10 protein-coding genes are annotated in these 11,448 nt (G+C 69.6%); 1 reads left to right on the top strand and 9 read right to left on the bottom strand.

Annotation, left to right across the window (positions count from 1 at the left end):
• Window positions 1-110: 110 nt before the first annotated feature.
• The 4 genes from FFS10_RS21610 to FFS10_RS21595 form a co-directional block, all read right to left on the bottom strand.
• On the bottom strand, window positions 111-503 hold the full coding sequence (locus tag FFS10_RS21610) for a hypothetical protein (protein WP_137896663.1): 393 nt from the start codon (window positions 501-503) through the stop codon (window positions 111-113).
• Between the two features lie 229 nt (window positions 504-732).
• On the bottom strand, window positions 733-1,107 hold the full coding sequence (locus FFS10_RS21605; RefSeq protein WP_212744171.1) for a VOC family protein: 375 nt from the start codon (window positions 1,105-1,107) through the stop codon (window positions 733-735).
• 2 nt (window positions 1,108-1,109) lie between these two features.
• Window positions 1,110-2,000, bottom strand: coding sequence for a dienelactone hydrolase family protein (locus tag FFS10_RS21600; RefSeq protein WP_137896662.1), 891 nt, complete (start codon window positions 1,998-2,000; stop codon window positions 1,110-1,112).
• Window positions 2,001-2,063: 63 nt separating this feature from the next.
• Complete coding sequence (locus FFS10_RS21595; RefSeq protein ID WP_137896661.1) at window positions 2,064-2,981, bottom strand: SDR family NAD(P)-dependent oxidoreductase; 918 nt, start codon at window positions 2,979-2,981, stop codon at window positions 2,064-2,066.
• A 111-nt stretch (window positions 2,982-3,092) separates the two neighbouring features.
• On the opposite strand from FFS10_RS21595, the gene FFS10_RS21590 reads away from it, so the two are divergent.
• Window positions 3,093-3,974, top strand: coding sequence for an NUDIX hydrolase (locus tag FFS10_RS21590; protein ID WP_137896660.1), 882 nt, complete (start codon window positions 3,093-3,095; stop codon window positions 3,972-3,974).
• 23 nt (window positions 3,975-3,997) lie between these two features.
• Here the strand turns inward: FFS10_RS21590 and FFS10_RS21585 are convergent, their stop codons facing one another.
• From FFS10_RS21585 to FFS10_RS21565, 5 genes are all read right to left on the bottom strand, one after another.
• Window positions 3,998-4,987: a helix-turn-helix domain-containing protein gene (locus FFS10_RS21585; RefSeq protein WP_137896659.1), complete on the bottom strand. Its 990-nt coding sequence runs from the start codon at window positions 4,985-4,987 to the stop codon at window positions 3,998-4,000.
• Window positions 4,988-5,084: 97 nt separating this feature from the next.
• Window positions 5,085-6,059: a WD40/YVTN/BNR-like repeat-containing protein gene (locus tag FFS10_RS21580; RefSeq protein WP_137896658.1), complete on the bottom strand. Its 975-nt coding sequence runs from the start codon at window positions 6,057-6,059 to the stop codon at window positions 5,085-5,087.
• 16 nt (window positions 6,060-6,075) lie between these two features.
• Window positions 6,076-8,436: an efflux RND transporter permease subunit gene (locus FFS10_RS21575; RefSeq protein ID WP_137896657.1), complete on the bottom strand. Its 2,361-nt coding sequence runs from the start codon at window positions 8,434-8,436 to the stop codon at window positions 6,076-6,078.
• Window positions 8,437-8,470: 34 nt separating this feature from the next.
• Window positions 8,471-10,267, bottom strand: coding sequence for a DUF1302 domain-containing protein (locus FFS10_RS21570; RefSeq protein ID WP_137896656.1), 1,797 nt, complete (start codon window positions 10,265-10,267; stop codon window positions 8,471-8,473).
• 21 nt (window positions 10,268-10,288) lie between these two features.
• Window positions 10,289-11,448 (bottom strand): DUF1329 domain-containing protein (locus tag FFS10_RS21565; protein WP_137896655.1); only part of this gene is annotated, 1,160 nt, incomplete at its 5' end.

Below are 11,448 nucleotides of genomic sequence, written 5' to 3'. Positions count from 1 at the left end.
CTCCATCACGAGCTTGCGATTGCGTATCGGCGCTCTGCTGGCTCGTGACCTGCCCCGATGTCCCTGTTGTCTTCGGCATCAACGAGCACAAAATATATAACACAGTAAAACTAGTTCTCGGTCGGGATCGGAAGCAGAGCATCTGCTCTGTAAGATCGCGCACTGCCGAGTTGAGTGTCGGCAAAGGGCAGCAGCGCCAGTTTGGTCCCCTGACCAGCAGACATACGGTCAGCCCCTGATGCCGGCAGGCATTGCAGTGCGATGACCGACTGGTTCGGAGAAGTCGTCACCGCGCTCGGGCACCGAGTTACGTCTGCTGTTCCTTGGAACCGGTCGTTGGCGACACGATTTTCCTGGTGGGCGAGCGACCGGAAATGGCCGTTCCCGCGCATAGGCGAACAGCCGGTCTTCTTGACAGCGAGCGGCAGCACCAGGGGCTCGCCCATTGAAGATCCGATCTTCACCGCAACGTCATCCATCGCTTTCTGGCCGGGCGCGAACATCGAACGCCTTCCGCAGCGGCCCACCGTCATTCGCTTGGCTGAACGGGTTTGCGACGGCGCACCCTCGATACGTCCGGAGCGCAACGGCCTATCTCCCAATGGGCAGGCTCCGCAAGATCATGAGACCGGGCCCGCTGCGCGATCGTCGTTGCCTGGTCGAAGCGGCCCGTGGCGCCGCGATGGCCGCCGTTCCTGCGCACGCTCACGAACGCAGTGCCTACGCGCCGGATCAGGCCGTTTCGGCGGCGTCGAAGTCGAGCTCGATGCGGGCGCCGTTAGGGTCGTGGCAGAACAGCTGCCAGGGGCCGTCTTCGGACTGGCGCCTGAGCGTGAAGGGCACGGCGGCGGCCTCCAGGCGCGCCTTCAGTGCGGCCAGGCCGCGCGCCGTGAAGGCCACATGGTCGATCACGCCGGCGCGCCCGGGCGGCAGCGCCCGGCCCGCGACGATGTGCAGCACGGGCCGGCCGCCGGCGTAGAGCCAGGCCCCGGCCACGCCGAGTTCGGGCCGCGGGCCCGGGTGCAGTTCCAGCAGCTCGCCATAGAACGCGAGGGTGCGCTCAAGGTCTTCGGCCAGCACGGTGGCGTGGTTCAGTCCCTCGATCAAGATCAGTCCTTGAGGTGTAGGGCGAAGAAGGCCAGGGTGCGCTCCCAGGCCAGCTTGGCGGCCGCGGCGTCGTAGCGCGGCGTGGTGTCGTTGTGGAAGCCGTGCTGGACGCCGGGGTACTGGTAGGCCTGGTAGCGCACGTGGGCGGCCTTGAGCGCGGCCTCGTAGGCCGGCCAGGCGGCGTTGATGCGCTCGTCCATGCCGGCGAAATGGATCAGCAGCGGCGCCTTGACCTTGGCCGCGTCCTGCGCCGGCGGATGGTCGCCGTAGAAGGGCACGGCGGCCTCCAGGTCGGGCAGGCGGGTGGCCAGCCGGTGGGCAATGCCGCCGCCCCAGCAGAAGCCGACCACGCCGACCTCGCCCGTGCTCTCGGCACGCACCTTCAGCCACTGGGCGGCGGCAACGAAGTCTTCGGCGGTCTTGGCCTGGTCGAGTTGGGCGAACAGCCCGCGCGCCTTGTCCTCGTCGCCCGGGTAGCCGCCCAGCGGCGTGAGCGCGTCGGGCGCGAAGGCGAGGTAGCCTTCCAGCGCGAGGCGGCGGCAGATGTCCTCGATGTGGGGGTTCAGGCCGCGGTTCTCGTGCACCACCAGCACGGCCGGCAGCTTGGCCCTAGCCTTGGCCGGCCGGCACAGGTAGCCCTGGACCCGGCCGTAACCGGCAGGCGAGGGGTAGTCGAGGCGCTGGGTCTTGAGGCGGCGGTCGTCGGCCGGCACCACGGTGGCGTCGGCGAAGTCGGGGCTCAGCGCGGCCAGCAGGCCGGCCGCCGTGAGGCCGCCCACGGCGAACTTGCGCGCCCCCTCGAGGAAGCCGCGGCGGTCGATGTCGCCGTGCACGTAGGCATCAAAAAGGATCAGCAGTTCCTGGTCGAAATCGGCAGCGGTCAGGCGCGGCACGGCGGTCTCCCCGGCAAAAAAGCGCAGGATAGCCGAAAGCCGGCGCGCCTGCAGCGCGGCGCGTCAGCCGCCTGCGCCGGCCGCCGTCATCGCCAGGGCCACCTCCTGGGCGCCCTGGGCCGAGCCGCTGTGCGGCACGCTTTCGCCCTGGCGGTCGCAGACCTCGGCCAGGCGTTCGGCCAGGCGCTCGGGCGTGTCGGGCGCCAGCCCCAGGTGCAGGCCCCGGGTCAGCGTCACATGGGCGGCCTCGAAGCTGCCGGCGCCCGCGCAGAGGATGGTGCGATTGGGCGCGTCCTGGCTGGCCATCACCAGCATGGCCGGCACCACGGCTTCGGGCCTGAGCGCGCGCAGCACCTCGTCGGGCATCAGGCCCTCGGTCATGCGCGTGGCGGCCGTGGGCGCCAGGCAGTTGACGCGGATGTCGTGCTTGGTGCCTTCCAGGCTCAAGGTCTGCATCAGGCCCGCCAGGGCCATCTTGGCGGCGCCGTAGTTGCTCTGTCCGAAGTTGCCGTACAGGCCACTGGACGAGGTGGTCATCACGATGCGGCCGTACTTCTGCGCAATCATCAGCGCCCAGACGGCCTTGGTGCAATGCACGGCGCCCATGACATGGACTTCCATCACGCCGCGGAAGTCCTCGACGTCCATCTTGGCGAAGGTCTTGTCGCGCAGGATGCCGGCGTTGTTGACCAGGATGTCGACCCGGCCCCAGGCGTCCACCGCCTGCTGCACCATGGCCTGCACGGCACCGAAGTCGGTCACCGAGGCCGTGCTGGCGATGGCCTCGCCGCCCGCCTTGCGGATCTGGTCCGCCACGGCCTGCGCCGCGCCGCCGTCGCCCCCGGTGCCGCTGACGCTGCCGCCCAGGTCGTTGACCACCACCTTGGCGCCGCGCGCGGCCAGGGCCAGCGCGTGCTGACGGCCCAGGCCGCCGCCGGCACCCGTCACGATGGCCACGCGGCCTTTGAAGTCGATGCTCATCTTGGTTTCCTCTGCGGGGCGCGGATCGGCCGGGTTGGCGAACTCTGCTAGCCTGTCACTTTAATCGACGGCCGCCGCGCGGGCTGTGCCGCACCGGACAGGAAGAACACCATGGAACTCAATACCGAAGTCGTGACCACGCCGCCCAGACCGGCCGCCACGGTGGTCCTGCTGCGCGACGGCGCCCAGGGCCTGGAGGCCTTCCTGCTGCGCCGGCACGGCGCCTCCGACGTGCTGGGCGGCGTCTACGTGTTTCCCGGCGGCAAGCTCGACGCCGCCGACAGCGGGCCGGCGCTGGCGGCGCGGCTGGACCAGGAGCCAGAGGCCCTGCATGCCGCGCTCGGCGAGCCGGACACGGATGCCGGCATGGCGGCGGGCCTGTTCGTGGCCGCGCTGCGCGAGGCCTTCGAGGAATGCGGCGTGCTGTTCGCCGAGAGCGCGGCCGGCCACGCGGTCGACACCGCGCGCGCCGCGGCCCTGCTGCGCGAGGGCCTGTCCTTCGGCGAGCTGCTGGCGGGCCTGGCCCTGCGCCTGCAGACCCGCGCCCTGCTGCCCTGGTCGCGCTGGATCACGCCGCGCCAGCCCTCGATCACCAACAAGCGCTTCGACACGCGCTTCTTCGTCGCCGCCCTGCCGCCCGGACAGACCGCGCAGCACGACGACCACGAGACCACGGACAGCGTCTGGCTGGCGCCGCGCGCCGCGCTCGAGCAGTACCGCGACGGCCAGATCGACATGATCGCGCCGCAGATCATGAGCCTGGCCCACCTGGCACGCCATGCCAGCGTGGCCAGCGTGCTCGAGGCCGCGCGCCTGCGCCCGCCGCCGCTGATCGAGCCCCAGCCTTTCGAGGAGGACGGCATGCGCGTGATCTGCTATCCCGGCGACCCGCGCCACCCGGTGCGCGAGCGCGCCCTGCCCGGCCCCACGCGGCTGTGCTTTCGCAACAAGCGCTTCGAGCCCATGCAGGGCTTCGACGAATTGCTGGGCTGAGCGCCCGGAACGCTGCGCAAGCCTCAGGCTGCGGCCAGCGCCGCCGGCGCGGCGGCCAGCCCCTGGCCGCCGAGCTTCAGCGTCTCGGAAGGCAGCTCGTCGAACATCAGCTTGTAGTGCCGCGTGAAATGGCTGGCGCTGCTGAAGCCCAGCATGGAGGCGACACCGGTGATGGGCTGGTCGGCATGCAGCTTGAGCGCGCGCCGCGCCTCGTTCAGGCGCAGGGCCCGCAGGTAGGCCTGAGGCGTGGTGTACAGGAATTCCTCGAAGCAGTACTGCAGCGTGCGGCGGCTGGCGAAGGCGGCGGCGCAGATCTCGGGCACGCCGATGTCGTTGTGCAGGTTGGCCTGCATGAAATCGATCGCGCGCTTGACGATGCGCTGGCGGTTGCTGGCGCGCCGGGGGATGGTCGAGGCATGCTCGCTTCGGTTGCCGGACATGGCCAGCAGCACGGCCTGGGTCAGCGTGGACGACAGCAGCTCGGCCTCGTGTTCGCGGTCGGGGATCAGGTCCAGCCGACGCGTGGTTTCGCTGTTGACGGCCAGCAGCATATGGCGGATCGCCGCCGCCACCTCGGGCACGAGCTCCAGGCTGCGCTGGCGCTCGGCGCGCTCCAGCCACTCGATCTTGGCGGGCGCGAGCCGCGCCTCGAGCATGGCGCGGTGCACCGAAACGCCGATCAGGTCGAGCTCGCCGGCCGACATCACGTCGTACTCCTCCCGGCCCGACAGCACCATCAGCGACTCGCGCTCCAGGGGCTGGCCCGCGAACACCGAGCCGGGTTCCACCGCCAGGGGAATGGCCAGGACCAGGTGGTCCGCGGGCGGCTTGATCTGCTCGCGCAGCTGACGGTTGGTGTGCTCGCGCAGCAGCACGCCGTCGGACATCACCATCTGCCAGACCGAGCCCTGGAAGCGCCCACAGCCCAGCTGATCGTAGCGCTGGGTCCAGCCCGCCAGGGCATAGGCCTGGTCATCGACATCCTCGGTTCGGTACTGGCGCAGCATGGCCATCGGTTCGTCCTCGTCACCTTGTTTTCGATACGAACCATACGCCCAAGCACTGGCCGCGGCAATCCGTACTTTCTCTGCAAACGCGCTTCCATCGCGCTCACGCCGGGTCGAGCCTGACGATGCGCACGCCGGTGGCGCTGGCCACGGCCAGCGCGCCCGAAGGCAGGAACACCGCGCCGGTCAGCGTGGCGCGGTCGGCGAGCTGGCGCAGCGCCAGCGTCGCGCCGCCATCCCGGCTCGTCACCAGCGTGCCGTCGACGCCGACCAGCGCGAGGGTGGCCGCGCCGCCTTGCGCGATCGCCGTCAGCGAGCCGGCGCCGGCAATCGCCTGGTGCGTCCAGCTGCGTCCGTCGTCGCTGCTGCGCACGATGTTGCCGCGCATGCCGCAGGCGAGCAGCGCGCCGCCGGGCAAGGCCGCGCCATGCCACAGCGATCCCGCGTACGGCGTTTTGACCGCCTGCCAATGCTCGCCGCGGTCGTCGCTGCGCAGCACATGCCCGCCTTCGGCGGCGATCAGCCAGGTCGACGCGCCCGAGGTGAAGATGCGGTTGAGGTGGCGCTCGCCTTCTTCGCCGGCGATCAGTTCGCGGCGCTGCCAGCTCGCGCCGCCGTCCGCGGTGGCGAGCGCAAGGCCGAAGCCGCCCACCGCGAGCCCGCGGCCGTCGGCGCCGACATGGATGGACAGCAGCACGTCCTTGCCGTCGGCCTGGCCGAAGACGGGCTGCCAGCTCTCGCCGCCGTCCTTGGACCCGAGGATGACGCCGCCGTGGCCGACCGCCCACAGCTGGCGCTCGCCGAGCGCCAGCACGGCGGTGAGCGTGGCGCGGGTGGGCACCGACCGGGCCTGGCGCCACTGCCGGCCCTGATCATCGGACAGCAGCACATGGCCGCGCTCGCCGACCGCGACCAGGCGGTCGCCGGCCCGCGCGATGTCGAGGCAGGCGCTCCTGGCCGCGAGCGCTCGCGTGCGTGCGGCGCCGTCACGGGCCGCCTGGCCGTGCCCGAGCGAGGGGATGGCGCAGGCCGCCGGCCAAAGCAGGGCGTGCCGGCGCGTGATGCGATGGAGGGACATCTCTGGTATCTCCTGCTCAGTGCGCCATGAACGGCCGGTGCACCGGACCGCGACGCGGAATCAGCGTATCGATGAACACCGCCAGTGCGGGCAGCAGGGTGATCGCCATCACCATGTTGAGCATGAACATGAAGGCCAGCAGCAGGCCCATGTCGGCCTGGAACTTCAGGGGCGAGAAGACCCAGGTCGCAACGCCGACCGAGAGCGTCAGCGCGGTGAACACGGTGGCGATGCCGGTCTCGGACAGGGCGCGGCGGAACGCCGGCACGATGGCGATGCCCTCGGCCAGGTACAGCTGCAGACGGTTGTAGATGTAGAACGCGTAGTCGACGCCTATGCCCACCGCGAGCACCATCACCGGCAGCGTCGCCACGGTGAGGCCGATGTCCAGCGCCTTCATGAACCAGTAGCCGACGAAGGTGGCCAGCGTCAGCGGCAGGCAGCAGGCGACGACGGCGCGCCAGTCGCGGTAGGTCAGGAACACCAGCACGACGATGGTGCCGTAGACATACAGCATCATCGGCAGCTCGGTGGCTTCCAGGACTTCGTTGGTCGCGGCCTGCACACCGGCGTTGCCGCTGGCCAGGCGGACCGTGACGCCGTCGAGCGCCTCCCCGGCCCGGTAGGCCTTGACCACGCCGACCGCGCGCTTGATCGTCTCCGCCTTGTGGTCGCTCAGGTAGGCGTTGATCGGCAGCACCGTGCAGCGCGGGTCGTACAGCCCCGAGCCCTCGCCGACCAGGCCGATCAAGCTGGCCATGGCGCGCGCATCGCGCGGCATGTCGCCCCACTTCGGGTTGCCCTCGCTGAAGCCCGCCGCGCCGAGCTTGACCAGCCCCGGCAGCGCCGCCGTGCCGATCACGCCGGGGGTGTTCGCCAGCTCCCACGCGAGCTCGTCCAGGTAGGCCATCTTGCGCCAGTCGTAGCAGCCCTCGGGCGGGGTCTCGCTGACCACGGTCAGCACGTCCAGCCCGACCGAGAACTTCTCGGCAATGCCGACCGCATCGCGGTTGTAGCGCGCGCTGTCGCGCAGCTCGGGCGCGCCGGGCTGCACGTAGCCGATGTGGCGGTCGCGGCTCTGCCACACCGCCAGCGCGAACAGCGCCGCGCCGCCGATCACCAGCCACCGGGCGACCTGCGGGTCGGCAACCCGGGCGAGCGCAGCGATGCTCGCTTCGCGCCGTTCGCGCATCGCCTGCATGCGCCCTGCGTAACCTGGTCCCAGCCGCACGTAGGACACCACCACCGGCAGCATCACGAGGTTGGTGACGATCTTGTAGGCGACGCCGAGCGAGGCCGTGATCGCCAGCTCGCGGATCATAGGGATCGGGATCAGCAGCAGCGTCGCGAAGCCAACGAAGGCCGTCACCAGCGCCATGGTGCCCGGCACCAGCAGGCCGCCGAAGCTCGCGCGCGCCGCGTCGGACACCGGCCGCCCGGCGCTGACCTCGCGCGAGATGTAGTTGATCTGCTGCACGCCGTGCGACACGCCGATCGCGAACACCAGGAACGGCACCAGCACCGCCAGCGGGTCCAGCCCGTAGCCGAACAGCTGCAGCGTGCCGAACTGCCATACCAGCGACACCAGGGAGCACAGCAGCGTGGCCGCGGTGAAGGCCCAGGAGCGGCAGTACCAGTACACCGCGAGCGCGGTCAGCACGAAGGCCAGCGCGAAGAACAGCAGCACACCCTTGGCACCCTCGGCGATGTCGCTGATCTGCTTGGCGAAGCCGATGATGCGGATCTCGATGTCGGCGTCCTCGAACCTGGCGCGCAGCTCGCGCTCGATCTTGGGGCCGAGCGCGATGTAGTCCGTGGCTTCGCGCGTTCTCGGATCGGCGTCGAGCAGGTCGGCGGTGACCATCGCGCCCGAGAAATCGCTGGCGACCAGGCTGCCCACGTAGCCGCCCTGGATGACGTTGTCGCGGATCCTGGCCACCGTGCCCGCGTCGAGCTTCTCGGGCGTCACGTCGCCGCCGATCACGTCGCGCGCCTCGTAGCCCTCCTCGGTGACCTGCATCACGCGCGTGTTGGGCGTCCACAGCGAGGTGACCGTGCGGCGGTCCACGCCCGGCAGGTACAGCAGGGCCTGCGTCACGTCGTTCAGGCGGCGCAGCGTCTCGGGCCGCCAGATGTCGCCCTGGCGCGCATGGACGACGACGATCAGGCGGTTCGCGCCGAACAGCACGTCCTTGTACTTGACGAAGGTGTCCGTGTACTCGTGGCCCAGGGGCAGCTGCTTGCCGAAGCCCGCCGTCATCTGCAGCCGGGCACCGAAGAATGCCATCACCGCGGTGATGGCCGCGAGCGCGATCAGGACCGCGGCACGGTGGCCGAAGACCAGGCGCTCGATCGCGCGTACCAGTTTGGAAAGCATCGAAATCCTTGCGAAAGGCCGGGAAGCGCTGGCTTCAGAAGCTGTAGGACAGGCTGACCGAGAGGTTGTCGCGGTCGCGCACGATGTTGCTCAGGCCGCCGCCGAAGAACTTGGCGTAGCCGACCTGGGCTTTCCAGACCGAGCTGTTGTCGAAGTTCAGCCCGAGGTACAGCGACTTGCGGCCCTGGACGAAGGGCAGCGTGTTGGGCGAGACGCCCATCGCGTCGTGCGTGAAGACCGTGACCTGGGTCATGTTCCAGTCACTGCCACCCACCCGCGGGTAGCTCAGGTCGAGCTCGAGCGCGTAGCCGGCCGAGGTTTTGGTCGGCGACTTGTACGAGGGGAAGATCAGGTACGGGACCTCGCCGACCCTGAGGTTCGGGTAATGGGTCACCGCCACCTCGGCCAGCAGCGTCGCCTCGGCGGCGCCGAGCGCCTTCATGAGCGCACCCATGGGCGAGTTGACTTCGACGAAGTACAGCGCGGTCAGGTGGGCCTGGAGCTTCTTCTCCTCGGTGAAGCCGCGCACCGTGATGCGGCCGTTGGCATCGGCGTTGGCCGGGTCGAAGATGCTGTGCTTGCCTGCGAAGGGCACGCTGCCGTCGATCGCGACCGAATCGCGCGGCCGGTACGACAGCTCGCCGCCGACCGCGACCGGACCGGCCTTGGTGTTGAACGAGGCACCGAACAGGTTCTTGTCCTTGCCGTACTCGTTGTAGTAGCCGATGCCGGCGACGTTCTGCGCCAGAAAGGCCGGATCGGTGAACAGCGTCGTGAATGGCAGCTTGTCGTGGTAGCGCTGGTAGTAGAGCGCGTATTCGGTGTCGGCGCCGCGCGGCTTGAAACGGGCCGCCAGGCCGAACTGCCGGCCCTTGGGCGGCTTGCGGTCGGCTTCGAAGCCGACCACGTTGACACCGGGCTGGATGCGGTCGCCGAAGTCGCCGCAGGGCGTAGGCGGCGTGCACAGGCCGAACCCGCTCAGCGACGAGCTCGGGATGTAGGCCGCGCGCTGGCCGGCGCCGACGACATCGGCCCCGGAGAAGAAGGTGCCGACCGGATCGAAGCGGAACGCGTTCCAGCGGAACTGGTAGTAGGCTTCGGCGCTGAGGCTGTCGGTCAGTCCGGTGTTGACGCTCAGCATCGGCGCCGGGCGCAGGATCTCCTTGACCTGCGTGCCGGGCGTGTGCAGCTTGCGCAGGTCGAAGGCGTTGATCTGGTTGATGCCGCCTATGATGAAGATGTCCTCGCCCCAGCTCAGCACCTGGTTGCCCAGGCGCACGGTGGCCGTGCGGTTGTCCAGCCACTTGAGGTCCTTGGAGAGCCAGGCGTCGAGCAGGGTGAGGTTGCGCGTCGCGATGTCCTTGGCGTCGTCCGACAGCGGCGTGCGCCGCGTGTGGCCGGCGCGGGCGTCGCCGACCCAGGTCGCGCGCGCCAGCGCGCGCCAGCCGTCGGTCGTCTTCAGGCCCAGCTCGTGCGTGCCCTTGAGCGCCGCCGAGACGAGGTCGCCGCGGTGGTAGTTGAGATTGCCGTCGTCGCCATTGAGCAGGTTGAAGTCGGGATTGGCCGCGCCGTCGTTGCCCGGCCCGTTGATCAGGGATCCCAGCGCCGCCCCGGTCGGCACCAGGCCGCCGTTGTCGTTGCCGATCGCCGTGCGCGAGGGCTTCTCGGTACGCCATTGCAGGCCGTAGGAGATGGTCGAGCCGAAGTCGATTTCGGTGCCGTTCTCGGTGGTCGTGCGCACCGCGTGGGCCGGCGCGCCGGCCAGTGCCAGCGCGACGGCCGCCGCCGCCGCGCCGTGAAAGCGCAAGGAGGAACCCGTGTTGGTTTTCATGTTGTCCTGCTTCGACGGGCGTCAGCGCGATCCGGCCCGACGCAGCTCGTCGGGGTTGAACTTGTTGGCGTCGATGCGGCCCTCGCGGCCGGCCAGCCAGTCGGTCTTGCCTTCCTGCGGCATGTTGTCGGCCATGTAGCGGCCGACGTTGAGGTCGTAGACCGTGTAGCCCTGGTACACGCAGGCCGGCAGCTCCCAGGCGGTGTAGGGGTAGGACTCCTGTACCCGCCACACCTTGCCCTGGGCGTCGTACAGGTCGGCCGCGACCATCATCCAGGTGTCCTCGTCGAGGTAGATCACGCGCCTGGGGAACTGATGGCGCTGTCCCTGCTTGACGCTGGCCTCGATCTTCCAGACGCGGTGCGCCTCGTAGCGGATCAGCTCGCGCCTGGGCGACTCGGGTCCGAAGACCTCGGCCAGCTTCTTGCTCTGGTCGTTGAAGCGGAAGGTGTTGTAGGGGATGAACATCTCCTGCTTGCCGACCAGCTTCCAGTCGTAGCGGTCGAGCCGCCCGCCGAACATGGGGTACTGGTCCACCGCGAGCAGGTTCTCGTAGCCGGGCACCGGGTTGTCGTAGGAGAAGGTCGGTGCGCGGCGCACGCGGCGCTGGCCCGGGAAGTACAGCCAGGCGTCGTTGTCCTTGTTCAGCGAATAGTGGATCAGGATGATCTCGCCGGTGCGCGCCGCGGGCGTCACGACCTCGTTGACCAGCCGGTACTCGAGGCCGTCGGCGGCCTGCATGGGCTTGCCGGCCAGGTTGCCGTTGGCGGTCTCGGTCAGCTGGTCCTGCACCAGCGGCACGAACCTGCCGTCCCCGGGTTGCGAGAACACGGTCGAATAGCGCTCGATCCGGCCCTCGCCGACCCAGCGCAGCTTGTGGTTCCACATGGCCTCGGCGCCATTGGCCGGGATCGGGAAGGGGATGCCGCCGGTGACGGCCTTGTCCAGGTCGTGGCCATTGGCCGCGAGCTTGGCACCGGTCGCGTTCTTGCGCGTGTTCTCGTACAGCGCCTCGGGATAGCCGCAGGAGCGCCGCGTCGGGTAGATGTCCATCCGATAGCCCTTGACCGTCTTCAGCAGCGCAAGCTGGCCTTCGCTCAGGCGGTCCCTGTATTTCTCGGCGTTGCCCGCGTCGATGGAGAACAGCAGCTTGTCGGCCGCGTAGGGGTCGGGGCGGGCCT

This window comes from Ramlibacter sp. 2FC (genome assembly GCF_005503345.1).
GTDB lineage: Bacteria > Pseudomonadota > Gammaproteobacteria > Burkholderiales > Burkholderiaceae_C > SCMQ01.
Note: the sequence above shows the minus strand (reverse complement) of the source record. Positions and strands in the feature narration are given on the sequence as shown.